At 57.1% G+C, this 19,265-nt stretch carries 14 protein-coding genes; 2 read left to right on the forward strand and 12 right to left on the reverse strand.

Annotated features, from left to right (window positions below):
• The first annotated feature begins 187 nt into the window (after positions 1-187).
• The gene (fbaB, locus tag MUU51_RS16740; RefSeq protein ID WP_110509497.1) at positions 188-1,237 is read left to right on the forward strand and encodes a class I fructose-bisphosphate aldolase; all 1,050 of its coding nucleotides are present in this window, start codon (positions 188-190) and stop codon (positions 1,235-1,237) included.
• 49 nt (positions 1,238-1,286) lie between these two features.
• On the opposite strand, the gene yegS is transcribed toward fbaB, so the two are convergent.
• The 11 genes from yegS to MUU51_RS16795 all read right to left on the reverse strand — a co-directional run bounded on the left by yegS (position 1,287) and on the right by MUU51_RS16795 (position 17,366).
• Positions 1,287-2,186: a lipid kinase YegS gene (gene yegS / locus MUU51_RS16745; RefSeq protein ID WP_159775618.1), complete on the reverse strand. Its 900-nt coding sequence runs from the start codon at positions 2,184-2,186 to the stop codon at positions 1,287-1,289.
• Between the two features lie 131 nt (positions 2,187-2,317).
• A complete protein-coding gene (gene arsC, locus MUU51_RS16750; protein ID WP_258968165.1) occupies positions 2,318-2,743 on the reverse strand; it encodes a glutaredoxin-dependent arsenate reductase in 426 nt (141 codons plus the stop codon).
• A 12-nt stretch (positions 2,744-2,755) separates the two neighbouring features.
• Entirely contained in the window at positions 2,756-4,045 is a 1,290-nt protein-coding gene (locus MUU51_RS16755; protein ID WP_258968166.1) for an arsenic transporter, read from the reverse strand.
• A 45-nt stretch (positions 4,046-4,090) separates the two neighbouring features.
• Positions 4,091-4,411 carry a metalloregulator ArsR/SmtB family transcription factor gene (locus MUU51_RS16760; RefSeq protein WP_159775612.1) on the reverse strand — a complete coding sequence of 107 codons (321 nt, stop codon included), beginning with the start codon at positions 4,409-4,411 and terminating at the stop codon, positions 4,091-4,093.
• Positions 4,412-4,745: 334 nt separating this feature from the next.
• Complete coding sequence (trhP, locus tag MUU51_RS16765) at positions 4,746-6,107, reverse strand: prephenate-dependent tRNA uridine(34) hydroxylase TrhP (RefSeq protein WP_258968167.1); 1,362 nt, start codon at positions 6,105-6,107, stop codon at positions 4,746-4,748.
• Positions 6,108-6,303: 196 nt separating this feature from the next.
• On the reverse strand, positions 6,304-7,026 hold the full coding sequence (gene baeR / locus MUU51_RS16770) for an envelope stress response regulator BaeR (RefSeq protein ID WP_159775608.1): 723 nt from the start codon (positions 7,024-7,026) through the stop codon (positions 6,304-6,306).
• Complete coding sequence (gene baeS, locus MUU51_RS16775) at positions 7,023-8,450, reverse strand: envelope stress sensor histidine kinase BaeS (RefSeq protein WP_159775606.1); 1,428 nt, start codon at positions 8,448-8,450, stop codon at positions 7,023-7,025. Before baeS ends, baeR begins: the two co-directional genes overlap by 4 nt.
• On the reverse strand, positions 8,447-9,862 hold the full coding sequence (locus MUU51_RS16780) for an MFS transporter (RefSeq protein WP_159775604.1): 1,416 nt from the start codon (positions 9,860-9,862) through the stop codon (positions 8,447-8,449). Before MUU51_RS16780 ends, baeS begins: the two co-directional genes overlap by 4 nt.
• Positions 9,863-9,915: 53 nt before the next feature.
• Complete coding sequence (mdtC, locus tag MUU51_RS16785; protein WP_258968168.1) at positions 9,916-13,002, reverse strand: multidrug efflux RND transporter permease subunit MdtC; 3,087 nt, start codon at positions 13,000-13,002, stop codon at positions 9,916-9,918.
• Positions 13,003-16,125, reverse strand: coding sequence for an MdtB/MuxB family multidrug efflux RND transporter permease subunit (locus MUU51_RS16790; RefSeq protein ID WP_159775600.1), 3,123 nt, complete (start codon positions 16,123-16,125; stop codon positions 13,003-13,005).
• Positions 16,125-17,366, reverse strand: coding sequence for an MdtA/MuxA family multidrug efflux RND transporter periplasmic adaptor subunit (locus tag MUU51_RS16795; protein ID WP_258968169.1), 1,242 nt, complete (start codon positions 17,364-17,366; stop codon positions 16,125-16,127). Before MUU51_RS16795 ends, MUU51_RS16790 begins: the two co-directional genes overlap by 1 nt.
• 289 nt (positions 17,367-17,655) lie before the next feature.
• Here MUU51_RS16795 and MUU51_RS22220 point away from each other — a divergent pair, with 289 nt between their 5' ends.
• Positions 17,656-17,715 carry a type I toxin-antitoxin system Ibs family toxin gene (locus MUU51_RS22220; RefSeq protein ID WP_125354338.1) on the forward strand — a complete coding sequence of 20 codons (60 nt, stop codon included), beginning with the start codon at positions 17,656-17,658 and terminating at the stop codon, positions 17,713-17,715.
• Positions 17,716-17,815: 100 nt separating this feature from the next.
• Here MUU51_RS22220 and yegD read toward each other — a convergent pair whose 3' ends face one another.
• Complete coding sequence (gene yegD, locus MUU51_RS16800; RefSeq protein WP_159775596.1) at positions 17,816-19,168, reverse strand: molecular chaperone; 1,353 nt, start codon at positions 19,166-19,168, stop codon at positions 17,816-17,818.
• Between the last annotated feature and the right edge of the window lie 97 nt (positions 19,169-19,265).

Consider the following 19,265-nt stretch of genomic DNA (forward strand, 5'->3'; position numbering starts at 1 on the left):
ATACCTTTAAGGTGATTCCTTGAGCGACTTAACATTTTTCCACACCTGAATCGAGCCAGCGGAATGTGCTTAAAAGACTCGAATAACCTGGAAAAATCTGCCTCAGGAGACCAGGCTTAGTGTTGCCTGAAAAACAGGCACAGGACATTCATTGCCAGCCTGGCTGGCACTTACGGGAGTTATCGCTATGACTGATATTGCGCAGTTGCTTGGCAAAGACGCCGACAGCCTTTTACAGCATCGTTGTATGACCATTCCGTCCGGGCAGCTCCATCTTCCCGGTTCCGATTACGTCGATCGCGTGATGATTGACAACAATCGTCCCCCAGCCGTACTGCGAAACATGCAGACCCTGTATAACACCGGGCGTCTGGCGGGCACCGGCTATCTCTCTATTTTACCGGTAGACCAGGGCGTTGAGCACTCAGCGGGCGCATCGTTTGCTGCAAATCCGCTCTATTTCGACCCAAAAAACATTGTTGAGCTGGCGATTGAAGCGGGCTGTAACTGCGTGGCCTCAACGTATGGCGTGCTGGCGAGCGTATCGCGCCGTTACGCGCATCGAATTCCGTTCCTCGTGAAGCTGAATCACAACGAGACGCTGAGCTACCCGAATACCTTCGACCAGACGCTGTACGCCAGCGTAGAGCAGGCATTCAACATGGGCGCGGTGGCGGTAGGGGCGACCATTTATTTTGGTTCGGAAGAGTCACGTCGACAGATTGAAGAGATTTCTGCGGCCTTTGAGCGTGCGCATGAACTCGGCATGGTGACCGTGCTGTGGGCGTATCTGCGTAATTCCGGCTTCAAAAAAGATGGCGTGGATTACCACGTTTCTGCGGATTTAACCGGTCAGGCCAACCATCTGGCGGCCACTATCGGTGCGGATATCGTGAAGCAGAAAATGGCGGAAAATAACGGTGGCTACAAAGCGGTGAATTTCGGCTATACCGACGAACGCGTGTACAGCAAACTCACCACCGACAACCCAATCGATCTGGTGCGTTACCAGCTGGCGAACTGCTATATGGGTCGCGCGGGCCTGATTAACTCCGGCGGTGCCGCTGGTGATAACGATCAGGTCGACGCCGTTCGTACCGCGGTTATCAACAAACGCGCGGGCGGGATGGGGCTGATCCTCGGCCGTAAAGCCTTCAAGAAATCGATGGCTGACGGCGTGAAGTTGATTAACTCCGTGCAGGATGTCTATCTTGACGAAAAAGTGACGATTGCCTGATATACCCCTGAATAAAAAAGCCTCCAGACATCGGGAGGCTTTTTTTCTGTCAGCGCAACAACGGACAGCCCGGCGGCAGACGACAGCGCAGGGCGTTGGGCAGAATTTCTATGCGGAAATCGCGGCCCGTTTTGGGTTCGCCGTCGAGATTAAAGGTGATGTCGTGCGGCGCAGTGATTTCAAACCACGACGACACGCCGTCTATCAGGTTCGGATTTTCTTCCGGGCGCGAGAGGGTGGAGAACAGCGCGGGCAGCAGTTCCTCGCCGGTGAAAATGCGCAGGTGCAGCAGGCCGTCGTTGATTAACGCTTCCGGGCAAAGCTGCTGCCCGCCACCGGCCTGACGCCCGTTACCGATGCCAATTACCAGCGCGTCACCCTGCCAGTAAAAACCTTCGCCACGAATTTCACAGCGGTCGGCTTTCAGGGTGTCCATACGCATCAAACCGTGGATCAGATACGACACGCCGCCGAGCGCGGCTTTCAGTTTTTCCGGCGTTTCACTGGTGATGCGCGTGCCAAAACCGCCGGTCGCCATGTTGATAAAGCAGGTTTTATCGTTGACCTGGGCGATATCAATTTCAGTCGCGTTCCCGGCGATCGCCAGTTTCAGGGCTTTGCTCAGATCGTCGGGCACGCCGACGCTGGTGGCAAAATCGTTGGCGGTGCCGAGCGGCAGAAGGCCAAGCGCCGGAATGTGGCTGTGTTGGCAATGGATAATTGCGGTCGCGACTTCATTAATGGTGCCGTCACCGCCGCCCGCGATAACTGTCGCCACGCCTGACTCGCAGGCTTCGTCCAGATAACGCGCCGCATCGCCTTTCTCCCAGGTGACGCGGACATGGATTTCCACGCCTTCGTTACGCAACTGGGTGATGGCTTCACGCAGCTCCGGGTTTCCGGCTCCTTTGCCATTTAAGATCAACATGCTGGGTGGAAAGTCAGTCATCCTTTTTATCCAAATTATTCAACATGATAAAAAGTGTACCTTATGAACTGGGGTTGTGCATGAGACCAGGCTGAAATACATGGGCGTCGTGATGCTTTTCTGAACCTGCATCACGACGCAATCGGTCGGCGCTAAATGAGTCGCTTCCCGGCGTTATCCACCACTTTTTCACCGTCTTCTTTGCTGAATGCCCTTTTTTGTGGTTCCGGAAGAATATCCAGTACCACTTCGGACGGTCTGCACAGTCGGGTTCCCATCGGCGTGACCACAATTGGGCGATTAATCAGGATGGGATGCTGGAGCATAAAGGTAATCAGCTGCTCGTCGGTAAATTGCCCGCCAGCCAGACCAAGCTGTTCGTAAGGCTCTACGTTTTTCCGCAGCAACGCCTGAACCGTAATCCCCATATCGGCAATCAGTTTTACTAACTCGTCATGAGAGGGAGGGGTGTCGAGATAGTAAATGATGGTGGGTTCGTTTCCACTATTGCGAATCATCTCCAGCGTATTACGCGACGTACCGCATTCCGGGTTGTGGTAAATAGTGATGTTGCTCATTTTAATCTCTCATTACGGTGTGACAGAGAGCCGCAGCACCAGAGCGGCCAGCGTGACAAACAGCACGGGTAACGTCATGACAATGCCCGTGCGGAAATAGTAGCCCCAGCTGATGGTCATATTTTTCTGCGTCAGAACGTGCAGCCACAGCAGGGTGGCCAGGCTGCCAATCGGCGTAATTTTGGGACCTAAATCGCAGCCAATCACGTTGGCATACACCATCGCCTCTTTGATGACACCGGTCGCGGTGCTGCCATCAATCGATAGCGCGCCAATCAACACGGTTGGCATATTGTTCATGATTGATGAAAGGAATGCGGTCAGGAAACCGGTCCCAAAGGTGGCGGCCCAGAGTCCTTTCCCGGCAAGCATATTCAGTACCCCGGAAAGATAATCCGTAAGCCCGGCGTTTCTCAGACCGTAGACCACCAGGTACATGCCAAGAGAAAAGATCACAATCTGCCACGGTGCGCCGCGCAATACCTTGCCAGTATTGATAGCGTGGCCTTTTTTCGCTACGGCAAACAGGACAGCAGCGCCAACGGCGGCAATTGCGCTGACGGGGATCCCCAGCGGCTCAAGTACAAAGAAACCGACAAGCAGCAGGAGCAGAACAACCCAGCCTGCTGTGAACGTAGCCGGGTCTTTAATCGCGCTGGCGGGCTCTTTCAGCAAGGCAATGTTGTACGTCGCCGGAATGTCTTTGCGAAAGAACAGATGTAGCATGATCAGCGTGGCAATAATGGCGGCCATATCAACCGGAACCATGACCGACGCATATTCCGTAAAACCAATGCGGAAGAAGTCCGCAGAGACGATATTGACCAGGTTCGACACAATGAGTGGCAGGCTGGCGGTATCGGCGATAAACCCGGCGGCCATGACAAAGGCCAGCATCGTGCCTTTGCTGAACCCCAGTGCGAACAGCATGGCTATGACAATGGGCGTCAGAATGAGCGCCGCACCGTCGTTGGCAAACAGTGCGGCAACCGTCGCACCCAGTAAAACAATCCAGGTAAAAAGTAACCGCCCGCGCCCGCCTCCCCAGCGGGCGACATGCAGCGCCGCCCATTCAAAGAAGCCCGATTCGTCGAGCAGCAGGCTGATAATAATCACCGCGATAAAGGTCGCCGTCGCGTTCCAGACGATATTCCAGACCACCGGAATATCGCCGAGTTGAATAACGCCGAATGCCAGTGCGAGGACAGCCCCGATGCTCGCGCTCCAGCCAATACTCAAGCCTTTCGGTTGCCAGATAACCAGAATCAGCGTCAGTAAAAAAATACTCCCTGCCAATAACATTTCATACTCCGTCACATATGTTTTTGTGGATGTGTTTTGCGCGGTTTAGCAAGGTGCTGAGCCAGTCTTCGCTAGCCATTCGCGGACATCGTCCCGCATGCATTGCCAGGCTGTGGTAATGGTTTCTGCCGCCCATGCAGGCATGTGTGGCGAGAGTCGATAGTAAACCCACTTGCCTTCACGACGATCCAGAACCAGCTCGGAATCACGTAGAATAGCCATGTGTCGGGATATTTTAGGCTGTGATTCCGACGTCGCACCGCAGATGTCACAGACGCACAGTTCTCCGGATTCTCTCAGCAGCATGATGATGGCCAGCCGAGTGTCATCTGACAGAACTTTGAAAAGCTGAACAGGTAGTCGCATTTTTAGTCTCAGTACATTTAAAACCCATCACATATGGTAATTCATATGTGATGGGTTTTAAATCATCATATTCAGATGAAGGATTAAAAATAGAAAAGCCCTGCATAAGCCATGGTTTTGGCGGTGCGGGTCAATAGGTGGGCGCAGATTGTGTGTTAAAACCAAAAAAATAAGCCCACGTAAGGGAGATTACGCGGGCTAAGGAGGTGGTATCTGGTACAGCTAGCATTTATGGGTTATGTTTTTCAGCGCTTTGGATAATACCCGTATCAAGCGAAGCGGTATGTGATCCGTTTCTAAGATTTTTCCCTACTGAAAAAATAACCACTCTGTACTACTTCAGCATTGGATTTCGGGTGTTCTGTCCGTCAAAATTACGCATCAGCAGCGCATACTCCAGCGCAATCTCTTCTGGCACCGGGATCCATACGGTGTGACCATCGCCAGGCGCGATGTCGGTCGGCTGTCCTTTGTTGGTTTCCATGTGCTCGAGGGTGAAATTGATGTTGCCCTGTGGCGTCATCAGCTCAAGGTTGTCGCCTTTGAGGAACTTATTCTTCACCGCGACGGCCGCGAGGCTGCCTTTGCGCTCCCCGGTAAATTCACCAACAAACTGCTGGCGTTCGGAGACGGAGAAACCGTATTCGTAATTCTGGTAGCTGTCGTGGGTGTGACGACGCAGGAAGCCTTCGGTATAACCGCGATGTGCCAGCCCTTCGAGGGTTTCCAGCAGCGAAGCGTCGAACGGTTTGCCTGCGGCGGCATCGTCGATGGCTTTGCGGTACACCTGCGCGGTGCGGGCGCAGTAGTAATAGGATTTGGTGCGGCCTTCAATTTTCAGGGAGTGCACGCCCATTTGCGTCAGACGTTCCACGTGTGCGACGGCACGCAGGTCTTTGGAATTCATAATATACGTGCCGTGTTCGTCTTCGAAAGCGGTCATGTATTCGCCCGGACGCTGCGCTTCTTCCAGCATAAATACGCTGTCAGTTGGCTGGCCTTCTCCAAGCGTTGGCTCGACGTTTTTCACCGGGATGGGCTCGTGCTTATGCACGATATTGCCGATGTCGTCCTCTTTGCCTTCCTGAACGTTATATTCCCAGCGGCAGGCGTTGGTGCAGGTGCCCTGGTTCGGGTCGCGCTTGTTGATGTAGCCCGACAGCAGGCAGCGGCCGGAATAGGCCATGCACAGCGCGCCATGAACGAAAATTTCGAGTTCCATATCCGGAACCTGTGAGCGAATCTCTTCGATTTCTTCCAGCGACAGTTCGCGGGAGAGGATCACGCGGGTCAGGCCCATCTGTTTCCAGAATTTGACCGTCGCCCAGTTAACGGCGTTGGCCTGCACGGAGAGATGCACGTCCATCTGCGGGAAATGCTCACGCACCAGCATAATCAGGCCCGGATCGGACATGATCAGCGCGTCCGGCCCCATATCCACAACAGGCTGCAAATCGCGAATGAAGGTTTTCAGCTTGGCGTTGTGCGGCGCAATGTTGACCACCACGTAGAATTTTTTACCGAGCTCATGGGCTTCGTTGATGCCCTGCTGCAAATTCTCGTGATTGAATTCGTTATTGCGCACACGCAGTGAGTAACGCGGCTGGCCGGCGTAGACCGCATCGGCACCATAGGCGAAAGCGTAACGCATATTTTTAAGCGTTCCCGCCGGGGAAAGGAGTTCCGGTTTAAACATGATTTTCTCGTTCTGATGACAGGTCAGACTCGCTTCGCGGGGAAGCGATCGGGGAGGTTCCCCTACATTAAGGGCGGGAATTGTAGCGCTGCGGGGGAGGGGAGTAAACCTTTGCGTGTCAGGGAAGACCGCGTGGCGCTTCGCTTGCACTGGCCCAAAGGGGCGGCCAGTTCAGGCGAGGCGCCGTAGATGCGCGTTACGTCAGGCGGCAGGCATCGGCTTCCCAACGGTAGCCAACACCATACACCGCGCGAATAAATGACTGTTCGGCGTCCTGCGCTTCGAGCTTACGGCGCAAGTTTTTGATGTGGCTGTCGATGGTGCGGTCGGTGACCACGCGGTAATCATCGTAAAGGTGGTTAAGCAGTTGCTCACGCGAGAACACTTTACCCGGTTCCTGAGACAGCGTTTTCAGCAGGCGGAACTCGGCGGGCGTGAGGTCCAGCAGCTTGTTGCGCCAGGAGGCCTGGAAGCGGCTTTCATCGACAATCAGCGGGCTTTCGGCGTCCATGGCTTGCAGCTCGCGGTACGGACGGCACCGGCGCAGGATCGTTTTCACACGTGCCACCACTTCACGCGGGCTGTACGGTTTGCAGATGTAATCATCCGCACCGATTTCCAGCCCCAGCAGACGGTCGATTTCTTCGATTTTGGCGGTGACCATCACAATCGGCACCTCGGAGAAACGGCGGATTTCGCGGCACAGCGTCAGGCCGTCGGTGCCCGGCAACATCAAATCCAGCAGAATCAGATCCGGCGGGGTCTGATGCACATAGCTCAGCACTTTGTCGCCGTGATTAATCAGCGTCGGCGCGTAGTTGGCCGCCAGCAGATAATCAATCAACAGCTGTCCCAGCTTGGGTTCGTCCTCGACAATCAGGATGCGTGGGGTCTTATCATCAATCGGTAATTCGGTCATACGGCTCCTGGTAAATCGCGGTCCAGAGGGAGTTCTACTTTAATGCTTACCCCGCCAAAAGGCGAATGCCCGGCACTCAGCGTGCCGCCGTGTGCGGCGACGATATTGACGCAAATCGCCAGGCCTAATCCTGAGCCGCCGCTGGCCCGGTTGCGCGATCCTTCGGTGCGGTAGAAGCGTTCGCAGAGCATCGTCAGCTGGTCGTCGGTGACGCCCGGCGCGCTGTCGGCAAAGGCCAGGGTCAGGTTATGCGCGGATTTTTCGGCTGAAATGTGCAGCTGTCCGCCGCTATCGGTGTAGCGCAGGCTGTTTTCCAGCAGGTTGTTAAACAGCTGCATCAGTCGGTCGCGGTCGCCGAATACGGTGGCGCTCTCCGGTAGCTTGAGACGGATGGACAGCCCACGGCTGGCGAAGCGTTCGCGGAAGGCCCCCGCGGCCATTTCCAGCAAAGAGATAATATCGACGGAGGTTTTCTGGTACGCCAGCGCGCCTTCGTCGGACATAGAAAGCTGATGCAAGTCGTCAACCAGTTTGGTCAGGGTGCCGACTTCCGCCTGCAACGAGGCCACGGATTCCGGGGTGAATTTGCGCACGCCGTCCTGAATCGCCTCCAGCTCACCGCGTAACACCGCCAGCGGGGTGCGTAGCTCGTGGGAAATATCGGCCATAAAGTCACGGCGCATTTGTTGATTGCGCTCCAGCGTGCTGGCGAGCTGGTTAAAGTCCTGCCCAAGACGCCCCAGTTCATCCGACCCGGTGGCGGTCACGCGGGTCGAGAAATCCCCGGCAGCCAGCTTGTGCGTGCCTTCTACCAGACGTTTGACCGGAGCCAGCAGTCCGCGCGCCAGCGGGAACGTCGCCAGCGCCGCCAGCAGCGTCGACAGTACTACAATCATCCAGCTTGAGCGCCGCTGCTGGCGGTCGAAATTAATATCGGTGTTACGGGTCAAACGTTCGACAGGGGAGGCGATGACCGCGCCCACTTCCACACCATTCACCAGAATGCCGCGGCGGGTGCCGTCCGGCGGCACAGGGGAGCGCGGGCCGACCATCACTTTGGCATGCTGATCGATAACCCAGAACCGGGTGCGCCAGCCATGAGGCGGCATATCTGGCGGTCCACCTCGGTCATCGGGGCCATGCTTATCGTCAGACGCATCGTGTTCGAATGAGCGCAGGATTTGAAACACAAACCGATCGTTGCCGCGCAGGAATTTCCAGTTGTTATCGTGGGTGGCGTACTGCTCCGCGAGGGCATCACTCAGCATCTGTAGCCGCTGTTCGTTACCGCGCTTGATATAGTCGATGAAGCCGTGCTCAAAGCTCAGTCGCACCGCCCAGTGCATGCTGATCAGCAGCACGATGCAGGTGGTGAGGATGGCGAGGAACAGTTTTCCAGTAATGCCGGGGCGCCAGACTTTCACGGCTTGCTCCTTTTGCGTCGTGCAATAATTACGTTTTTGCTGATGTCGTCAGGCACACGGGCAAAAATCAACGCCGGAAGTGCGATGATGACCGCCATGCTGAGGTAGGTATACAAAAAGACCTGATGGGAACCCGCGCTGTCGATGCTGATATGATTCTGGCCGTACATCCCGAGCAGCAGGCCCGCCACCGTGACGCCGATACTCATCGACAGCTGCATCACCATCGACAACATGCTGTTCCCGCTGCTGGCGAGGTCATCCGGCAAATCTTTCAGCGTCATCGTATTCATGGACGAGAAGCGGCTGGAGTTAATCATCCCTTGCAGGAACAGCACCAGCGGCAGCAGCCAGTACCAGCCCATCAGCGCGACCGTCATAAACAACAGGCTGATGAGCGCGAGGCCCAGCGTGGCGCAGATAAGCACCCGGCGATAGCCAAAGCGGTTCACCACCTGTACCACTATGCGCTTCATGCCCATGCTGCCAAGCACCATCGGGATCATCATCAGCCCGGCGTGGAACGGTGAAAAACCAAGGCCAATCTGCAAAAAGACCGGAGTGATAAACGGCAACATTCCGCTGCCGATGCGTCCGGCGAAACTGCCCGTCAGCCCGAGCGAGAAGGTGCGGGTGTTGAATAAATTGAGGCTGAACAGCGCGTTGTCATTTTTGCGCGCGTGCCAGAGATAAAACAGCAGCGACAGCGCGCCGACGGCGATAAGCCCCGCCAGGGTCAGCGATGAAATGCCCAGCCCGCGCTGCCCGTCGAGCGCGAGGGTGAGTGTCGCCATTCCCAGCGCCAGCATAATAAAACCTGAAATATCAAAACGCCGGGTCTGCATGGTGTAGTTTGGCATCAGCCATAGCGTGGCTATCGCCCCGACAATGCCGACCGGAATGTTGATCAGGAAAATCCAGTGCCAGGAGGCGTATTCCACCAGGATCCCGCCGAGCGCCGGGCCGAGTAATGGCCCGACCTGGCCGGGAATGGTGACAAAGGTCATCGCCGCCATGTACTGCGAGCGTGGGACGATTTTCATCACCGTCAGCCTGCCAACCGGCACCATCATTGCGCCACCGACACCCTGTAATACGCGCGCCATCACCAGCTCGTTAAGCGTGTTGGCGCTGGCACAAAATACCGAACCCGCGGTGAACAGCACGATGGCGGTAAAGAAGATATTGCGCACGCCGACCCGGTCCGCCAGCCAGCCACTGGCGGGCAGCATTACCGCCACCGTCAGCACGTAGGCAACCACCACCATGTGCATGTGCAGCGGACTTTCCCCGAGGCTTTTTGCCATTGAGGGCAGGGCGGTATTGACGATGGTGGTATCCAGCGCCTGCATAAAGAAGCCGAACGCCACAATCCACAGTTGCCAGCGCACGCTGGCAGGCAGCTCTTCCATAATGACTCTGTTATCGGTTGACGAGAATGAGATCCTGGCCCATTAGGGCTCTTTTATTTGCCATTTGGAACCAGGGCCTGGCTCTTACGCGTAAAACGCAGTCGCAGACGGTCGAAGAACAGGTACACCACCGGGGTGGTGTACAGCGTTAACAACTGACTCACCACCAGACCGCCGACGATGGTTATCCCCAGCGGCTGGCGCAATTCGGAGCCATCACCGCCCGAAAGCACCAGCGGTAGCGCGCCAAACAGCGCCGCCAGCGTGGTCATCATTATCGGTCTGAAACGCAGCAAACAGGCCTGGAAAATGGCTTCTTCCGGCGACAGATTACCGTTGCGCTGCGCCTCAAGGGCGAAGTCGACCATCATGATGGCGTTTTTCTTCACGATGCCTATTAAGAGCATGATACCGATTAACGCAATCAGGCTGAACGGCGCGCCGAATAATTCCAGTGCCAGCAGCGCACCGACTCCGGCGGAAGGCAGCGTTGACAGAATGGTCAGCGGGTGAACGTAACTCTCATACAATATCCCGAGTACGATGTAGACCGTGGCGATGGCCGCCAGAATCAGGATCACCTGCGAGTTCATAGTCTGCTGGAACACCTGCGCCGTACCGGCAAAGCTACCGCGAATGGTCGGCGGCACGCCAAGCTGGGTCATGGTTTTGTCGATAACGTCACTGGCTTCCGACAACGATTTACCGGTCGGCAGGTTGAAGGACACCGTCGAGGCCGCCGACAGTCCCTGATGGTTCACCGACAGCGGCGCGTTGGCGGGCTGCCATTTGGCAAAGTAAGAGAGCGGAATCGCTTTGCCGTCGCTGTTAATCACGAACATCTGGTCCAGGGCGCTGATGTCCTGGGTGTAAACCGGGTCGACGCCCATCACCACTTTGTACTGGTTCAGCGGCTGATAAATAGTGGAAATCTGCCGCTGGCCGAAGGCGTTATTCAGCAGGCTGTTGGCATCTTCAACGTTTATGCCGAGCCGCGACATGGTCTCTCGGTCGTAAACCAAATCCATTTCGGCGCCGTTATCCTGCTGATCGGAGTTCACGTCCGCCAGTTGATCGGGCAGCTTCGCCAGCGCGGCGGTGATTTTAGGTGTCCACTCTCGCAGGTCGGCGAGATTATCCGACAGCAGCGTGTACTGATAACCGGCATTGGCCTGGCGTCCGCCGACGCGGATATCCTGTACCGCCATCAAAAACAGATTCGCACCAGGCTCTTTGGCGAGTTTTTTACGCAGACGGTCGATGACCTGCTGCGCTGTTTCGTTGCGCTCGCCGCGCGGCTTGAGGGTGATAAACATCATCCCGCTGTTGACCCGTGAACCGCCGGTAAAGCCGGTGACATTATCCACGGCTTTGTCTTCACGAATGATTTTCATGAAGTCCTGCAATTTGCCGCGCATCGCCTGGAACGAAATGCTCTGGTCAGCCTGAATGTTACCCATCACTACGCCGGTGTCCTGCTCCGGGAAGAAGGTTTTTGGAATGGAGATATACAGCCAGACGTTCAGCGCGATGGTGGCGAGCAGCACCACGCCGACCAGGCGCGCGTGATTCAGCACCCATTTCAGCGATTTGCCGTAACCGCGCTGCATGGCCACCAGCAAACGACCAAAGCCGCGATCGCGGGTGGGCTCGTGACCACGGGACGCTTTCAGCATCCAGCCGCACATCATCGGCGTGAGCGTCAGCGATACCGCCAGCGAAATACCAATCGCCACCGACAGCGTGACCGCAAACTCGCGCAGCAGGCGGCCAGGCAGCCCGCCCATCAGCAACAGCGGCAGGAATACCGCCACCAGTGACAGGCTCATCGACAGCACGGTGAAGCCAACTTCGCGGCTGCCCTGAAGCGCGGCCTGCAACGGCTTCATACCCGCTTCCAGATGGCGCGAAATATTTTCCAGCACCACGATGGCGTCATCGACCACAAACCCGGTGGCGATGGTCAGCGCCATCAGCGACAGGTTGTTGAGGCTGAAGCCACACAAATACATGGCGGCGAATGTGCCTATCAGCGAAACCGGCACCGCCACGGCGGGAATAATCGTGGCGCGGCCCGAACGCAGAAACAGGAAGACCACCAGAATCACCAGCCCAACGGAAATCACCAGCGTTTGCTCGACTTCTTCGAGCGAAGCGCGAATAGTTGGCGAGCGGTCCTGGGCAATTTGCATATCGATAGCCGCCGGAATGGTCTCTTTCAACTCCGGCAGCTGCGCGCGGATCGCGTCCACGGTCTGAATAATATTGGCTTCCGGCAATTTGCGGATCATCAGCAAAATCGCCGGTTTGGCGTTGGTCATCCCGGCGTTACGCACGTCCTGCACTGAGTCTGAGACGTTGGCCACGTCGCTTAGCCGCACCGCAGAACCGTTGTTGTAGTGAATGATCAGCGGCTTGTATTCTTCCGCCGTTTTCAGCTCGTCGTTGGTCGCCAGTTGCCAGCGCTGACCCTGGCTTTCAATCGCCCCCTGCGGGTTACGCACGTTGGCATCGTTGATGGCGGAACGCACGTCGTCCAGCGACACGCCCTGGTTAAACAGCGCCTGTGGATTGAGGTCCACGCGCACCGCGGGCAGGGAGCTGCCGCCAATATCCACATCGCCCACGCCGTCGATTTGCGAGATGGTTTGTGCCAGCTGCGTGGAGGCGTAGTCGTACAGCTGGCCCTGAGAATAGGTGTCCGAGGTCAGCGTCAAAATCATGATGGGCGCATCCGACGGGTTCGCTTTGCGATAGGTCGGGCGGCTCGGCATTCCGGTGGGCAGCAGGCTTTGCGCAGCATTGATGGCGGCCTGCACGTCACGCGCTGCGCCGTTGATGTCGCGGTCAAAATCAAACTGCAAAATGATACGCGTGCTGCCAAGCGAACTCATGGAGGTCATTTCGTTGACCCCGGCGATGCGTCCGAGCGAGCGTTCAAGAGGCGTTGCCACCGACGAGGCCATGGTTTCCGGTGCCGCACCCGGCAGCGAGGCGCTGACCATGATCACCGGGTAATCAACCTGCGGCAGCGGGGCGACCGGCAGCAGCTGGAAGCCGAGCACGCCGCACAGGGTGATGGCGAGTGAAATCAACATCGTCGCCACCGGGCGGTAAATGAAGAGGGCGAAAAACTTCACTTACGCCTCCTCTTCACGCGCGGGTAGTCGGCTTTTCAGGTACAGCGACAGGCGGTCAAACAGCAGGTAAATCACCGGTGTGGTGAACAGGGTCAGAACCTGGCTCACCAGCAAACCGCCGACCATGCCTACCCCCAGCGGACGACGCAGCTCTGCCCCGACGCCGGTGCTGAGCATCAGCGGCAGCGCGCCGAGCAGCGCGGCAAGGGTGGTCATCAGGATCGGGCGGAAACGCAGCAGACAAGCCTGATAAATGGCTTCGCGCGGCGGCATTCCCTGTTCACGTTCGGCGGCCAGCGCAAAGTCGATCATCATGATCGCATTCTTCTTCACGATGCCTATCAGCAGGATTATCCCGATGATGGCGATGACGTCGAGCTCGCTGCCCGATACCCACAGCGCCAGCAGCGCGCCCACACCCGCGGTCGGCAGGGTGGAAAGAATAGTAATCGGGTGGATGAAGCTCTCATACAAAATGCCGAGCACGATGTACATCGCGACCACCGCTGCCAGCACCAGCCAAACGGTGCTGCCCAGCGCGGCCTGGAAGGCGAGGGAGCTGCCCTGGAATTCGGTGCGGATATCGGTCGGCAGGTTTAGTGTTTTTTCCGCGTCGGTAATAGCCTGCACCGCGTCACCCAGCGAGGAATCCTGTGCCACGTTGAAGGAAATCGTGGTCACCGGGAACTGGTCGAGGTGATTAATCGACAGCGGTGCAAAACGTTCTTCAACTTTGGCGATGGTATTCAGCGGCACAACGCCGCCGCTGCTGCTGGTGATGCGGATATTATCCAGCGCCGAAAGCCCTGGCGTGTCGCTGATGTCGTGTTCCAGCACCACGCGGTACTGGTTGGACTGAGTGTAAATGGTGGAAATCAGCCGTTGTCCAAACGCGTTATACAGCGCGTTATCGACATCCGCCATGCTGATCCCCAGCCGGCTGGCGCTGTCGCGGTCAACGTTCACGTACGCCGACAAACCTTTGTCCTGCCAGTCACTGCTGACGTCTTCCAGCTGCGGCAAGGTCTGAAGTTTCGCCATCAGCTGCGGCACCCATTCACTGAGCGCATCGAGCGAGTTGGCCTGCAGGCTGAACTGGTACTGCGTGCGGCTGACGGTGGTATCGATGGTGAGATCCTGCGTCGGCTGCAAATAAAGCGCGATGCCCGGCACGCGGTCAATGGAGTGCTGCAGACGGCGAATCACCTTCTGCACGCGATCGTCACGGTCAGCGAGCGGCTTAAGGTTAATTTGCAGACGTGCGCTGTTCAGCGCCGGGTTGGTGCCGTCGACGCCCACGAATGAGGTCAGGCTTTCCACCGCCGGGTCTTTCAGAATGATGTCAGAAACCTGCTCCTGTCGCTGCGCCATGCTGGCAAACGACGCGGACTGCGGGGCCTGCAAGGTGCCCTGAATAATGCCGTTATCCTGAATCGGGAAGAAGCCTTTGGGGATAAACACCCACAGCAGAATCGACAGCGCCAGGGTACTGAGCGCCACGCCGAGCGTCAGCCAAGGGTGGTTGAGCACTTTGGTGAGCATCCGTCCGTAAGCGGCAATCACCCGCTCAAAGAAACGTTCGCTGGCCTGAGAAAAGCGGTTCTGCTTGCGCAGGGATTCATGGCTCAGCATGCGCGCACACATCATCGGCGTCAGTGTCAGCGAGACAATGGCAGAAATTAATATCGCGACGGCAAGCGTGACGGCAAATTCTCGGAACAGACGCCCAACGATATCGCCCATAAACAGCAGCGGGATAAGCACCGCAATCAGCGAGAAGGTCAGGGAGATAATGGTAAAGCCGATTTCACCCGCACCCTTCAGCGCGGCGGCCATCGGGTTTTCACCTTTCTCGATATAGCGTGAGATGTTCTCGATAACCACGATCGCATCATCGACCACGAACCCGGTGGCGATGGTCAGCGCCATCAGCGTCAGGTTGTTAATTGAAAAATCGAGGAACACCATCACCGCGAAGGTGCCGACCAGCGACAGCGGCACCGCCACGGCGGGAATAATGGTCGCTGGAACGTTGCGCAGGAACAGATAGATGATCATCACGACCAGGGCGATGGCCAGCATCAGCTCGAACTGGGTGTCATTGACCGACGCGCGAATGTTGTTGGTGCGGTCAGACAGAACCTTCACCTGCACCGATTTCGGCAGGCTGCTGGTGAGCTGTGGCAGCATCTGGCGAATACTGTCGGCGGTAGAAATAATGTTTGCACCCGGCTGACGCTGGACGTTCATCACAATCGCCTGCTGCTTATTGGCCCATGCGCCAAGCCAGGTATTTTCTGCCCCTTGCTCAACGGTCGCCACATCGCCCAGGCGCACCGGCGCACCATTTTGGTAAGCGATAATCAGCTTGCGATACTCTTCGGCGGACTGCATCTGGTCGTTGGCGGAAAGCGTCACCGCGCGGGTTGGGCCATCGAGGCTACCCTTCGCCGAGTTGACGTTAGCGCCGGTGATGGCGGTGCGCACGGTTTCGCTGGTCAGCCCAAGAGCCGCAATAGCCTGAGCATTCAGCTTCACGCGCACGGCCGGACGCTGACCGCCCGCGAGGGTCACCAGACCGACGCCGGACACCTGGGAAATTTTCTGCGCGACGCGGGTTTCTACCATGTCTTCAACTTGCGTCATCGGCAGGGCTGATGAGGTAACGGCGAGGGTCATGATCGGCGGATCCGCCGGATTGACCTTGCTGTACACCGGCGGGTTAGGCAAATCGTTCGGCAGCAGGTTGGTGGCGGCGTTGATGGCGGCCTGTACTTCCTGCTCGGCGACGTCCAGCGACAGTTCAAGCTGGAACTGCAGCGTCACCACCGACGCACCGCCTGCGCTCTGGGAGGACATCTGTTTCAGGCCGGACATCTGCCCGAACTGGCGCTCAAGCGGGGCGGTGATCGACGAGGTGACGACATCCGGGCTGGCACCAGGGTACAGCGTGACCACCTGGATGGTCGGATAATCAACTTCAGGCAGGGCGGAGACCGGCAAAAAACGGTAGCCGATAATCCCCGCGAGCAGAATCGCCACCATCATCAGCGTGGTGGCGACCGGGCGCAGGATAAACAGACGTGACGGCCCGCCCGTATTGCCAGGAGGTAAAACGTGCATCAGGAGCGAACTCCTTTTTTGCCGCTGTGCTCAGCCGTCGGTTTTTGTTCTGTGGTTGCGTCGTGGGCTTCAACCACTTCGACTTTCGCCCCTTCGGTCAGACGGTCAATCCCGTCGGTGACCACTTTATCGCCCGCGGAAAGCCCTGCCGTGATAACCACTTTTTGGCTGTCCTGAATACCCGGCACCACGATGTGTTTGCTGACTTTGTTGTCATCGTTCAGCACCCATACGAAGTTGCCTTCGTTGCCCATTTGCAGCGCAGCGGCAGGAATGACGACCGCGTTCTGCTCGGTATCCACCAACAGACGTGCGTTAACGAACTGGTTCGGGAACAGCGCGTCGTCCATGTTGTTGAAGCGCGCTTTCAGCTTGATGGTGCCCGTGGTGGCGTCAATCTGGTTATCCAGACTCAGCAGCGAACCGCTACTCAGCTTCTGTTTGTTGGTACGGTCCCAGGCTTCGACGGTCAGGTTTTGCCCGGCTTTTTGTGCTTTCACTATCGTGGCGATGTCGTTTTCCGGCAGGGTGAAAATCAGGTCAATCGGATGGGTTTGTGTCAGCACCACGATCCCGGTGGTATCGCTGGTGGAAATCTGGTTACCGATATCGACCTGTTTCAGGCCCACGCGGCCGTCAATCGGCGCGGTGATGCGCGTCCAGTCGAGTTGCAATTGCGCGCTGGCGACGGCGGCTTCATCCGCTTTCACGGTGCCTAAGCTTTCGGTGACTAACGATTGTTGGGTATCAAGTTCCTGACGAGACACGAGATTGGTTTTGACCAACTGCTGGTAGCGAGCCAGGTCGCGGCGGGCATTGGACAGCGTGGCGTTATCTTTTGCCAGCTGGCCCTGGGCCTGTGCGAGAGCAACGTTGAACTGGCTCGGATCGATTTCCGCCAGTAGATCCCCGGCTTTCACCTGTTGACCTTCCTGAAAGTGTAGCGCCAGCAGCTGGCCGTTGACCCGGCTGTGGACCGTCACCGTGTTTGCCGCGGTGATGGTGCCGAGCCCGGTCAGGTAGCGAGGCACGGCTTCGCTGGTGGCCGTTGCCGCCTGAACCGGAGCCAGGGCGCCGCTGAAACGCCCGCCATGGCGACCGCCACCGGCATGCTGGCCCTGTGCTGCAGTAGACGACGCGGAATCAGACGATCCGCTGTTGTGCCAAAAATACACGGCGACACCTGCAATCACCACCACACCCAGCGCGACTAACCAACGCGATTTATTGCTGCCTTTCATCGTTATACGTATCTCGTCCTGAAAACTTTCACGGAATGATACTAGTTTAGTAACGGAACACCCCGGAAAGATGGAGGAAATATGAAGTACTGTCTGGAAACGTCTGAATGACGGGGGTTTTACGAGGCTGCTCGCAGGGTTGGCGAAAATTTGTGCGAAGCAAGTGACGAGCACGCTACAGTCGGCGGCGGCCACATTTGAATGTTAATTGAGGCTGATAAGGATGTTAGCACGGGGCTAAAATGGGAAAGCCCCAACCGAAGCTGGGGCTTTGTAAAAGGAAAGGGATATGATGAAGGTAGTCATCATACTGGTCGTGCTCTTAGTCATTAGCTTGCCAGCATACTAAGAGACCAGAGGGGGGAGTCATCCTCCCTCGCCCTTTGCCTTCAACGGTAGGTCGAAAAAGCAGCAAAGTCAATCCTCGCTTTACGAGACAGCTCGCAAACTCAGGAAAAAATGACCTGAGCCCAGCGCGCCAGACCGGCCGTGACCGAGCCGAAATCATCGCCACCGGCAATTTCAATCCCAGGCAGCTGCTGCGCCAGCGCTTTTTTGATCAGCGGTGAACGGGCGCTACCGCCGGTCAGGTAGATGACGTCCGGTTTTTCGCGACCATTATCCAGCGCCAGTTGTACCTGTTCAAGGATACGGGTTAACGGCTGATTCAGCGCAGCTTCCAGACCCATCTGGTTGATGTCTGCGGCGAGTTCAGGGCTCAGAAACGACAGCGCGGTAGTGATATCTTCTTTGTCTGAAAGGGCGATTTTGCTCTCTTCGGCACTGCGTACCAGGCGATAGCTCAGGCGCTGTTGCCAGGTTTTCAGCAGCAGGTTTACTTTGTCCGAATCGCGGGCATCACGCACCAGGTCACGCAGCATGCGGCCATTGGCGGCACTGTAGAAATCGGTCTGCGCCGGAACGTCGTTGATAGCGACGGCATTCCACCATGGCAATACTGGCAGGGCGATACCTTTTTCAGTATCGCCGCCCATGCCGAGCAGCGGCATCAGGCATTTAAATGCCAGCGCGATATCCAGATCGTTACCGCCTACGCGGCAACCACTGTGGCCGAGCAGGCTGTCCTGACGCTCACGACGAGCGCGCCACTGTGGCCCCATCAGCAGCAGGGAACAGTCGGTGGTACCGCCGCCGATATCGACAACCAGCACACGTTTTTCGGCGGTCAGCGTGGCTTCAAAATCCAGACCCGCCGCAACCGGCTCGTACTGGAAGACCACGTCGGCGAAACCGGCGCGCTGCGCGGCACGTTCCAGAATGCCCTGGGCCTGTTCGTTGGCGTCATCGCCACCGAGGCCCTGGAAGTTAATCGGACGCCCAATCACCGCCTGAGTAATGCTTTCTGATAGTTGCGATTCTGCCTGCTGCTTAATGTGCAGCATCATGGAGCATACGAGGTCTTCAAACAGCGCAACCTGCTGCGGCTTGAGTCCGCTGGCGCCCAGGAAGGATTTTGGCGATTTGACGAAGTACACTTCTTCGGGATCGTCGATGTACTGCTTCAGCGACGCGAGACCGAACTGGACGCTATTGCTCTGAACCTCAATATCTTCTTCGCGGTTGTAGCGGATAGCCCGGCGCAGCAGCGCTTCGGTTTCAGTGCCGGTCGCGGGAACGTCGTGCTGGCGATACAGCCATTCGCTGACCGATTCACGCGTTGGCGCACAGAGCATCGAGGGCAGCAGTGTGCTCCCGTTTTCGAGAGTTAAAAGCTGCGGCGCATCACCGCGCATCACGGCCACTGAACAGTTTGCCGTACCGTAGTCAAAACCAATAAACACTGTGTAAATTCCCCATGCCGGTGAAGAAAGGGCGAAGACTTTAGCGGAATGTCGGTCTGGCGACAACCGGAATATGAAAGCAAAGCGCGAATGGCGC

Source organism: Scandinavium manionii (assembly GCF_024764775.1).
Taxonomy (GTDB): domain Bacteria; phylum Pseudomonadota; class Gammaproteobacteria; order Enterobacterales; family Enterobacteriaceae; genus Scandinavium; species Scandinavium manionii.

Excerpts from the sequence above, each read along its gene's own strand:
- MUU51_RS16760 (WP_159775612.1), bottom strand. The coding sequence starts at position 4,411 with ATGCGACTACCTGTTCAGCTTTTCAAAGTTCTGTCAGATGACACTCGG.
- MUU51_RS16755 (WP_258968166.1), bottom strand. The coding sequence starts at position 4,045 with ATGTTATTGGCAGGGAGTATTTTTTTACTGACGCTGATTCTGGTTATC.
- baeR (WP_159775608.1), bottom strand. The coding sequence starts at position 7,026 with ATGACCGAATTACCGATTGATGATAAGACCCCACGCATCCTGATTGTC.
- MUU51_RS16795 (WP_258968169.1), bottom strand. The coding sequence starts at position 17,366 with ATGAAAGGCAGCAATAAATCGCGTTGGTTAGTCGCGCTGGGTGTGGTG.
- fbaB (WP_110509497.1), top strand. The coding sequence starts at position 188 with ATGACTGATATTGCGCAGTTGCTTGGCAAAGACGCCGACAGCCTTTTA.
- trhP (WP_258968167.1), bottom strand. The coding sequence starts at position 6,107 with ATGTTTAAACCGGAACTCCTTTCCCCGGCGGGAACGCTTAAAAATATG.
- arsC (WP_258968165.1), bottom strand. The coding sequence starts at position 2,743 with ATGAGCAACATCACTATTTACCACAACCCGGAATGCGGTACGTCGCGT.
- yegS (WP_159775618.1), bottom strand. The coding sequence starts at position 2,186 with ATGACTGACTTTCCACCCAGCATGTTGATCTTAAATGGCAAAGGAGCC.
- MUU51_RS16790 (WP_159775600.1), bottom strand. The coding sequence starts at position 16,125 with ATGCACGTTTTACCTCCTGGCAATACGGGCGGGCCGTCACGTCTGTTT.
- MUU51_RS16780 (WP_159775604.1), bottom strand. The coding sequence starts at position 9,862 with ATGGAAGAGCTGCCTGCCAGCGTGCGCTGGCAACTGTGGATTGTGGCG.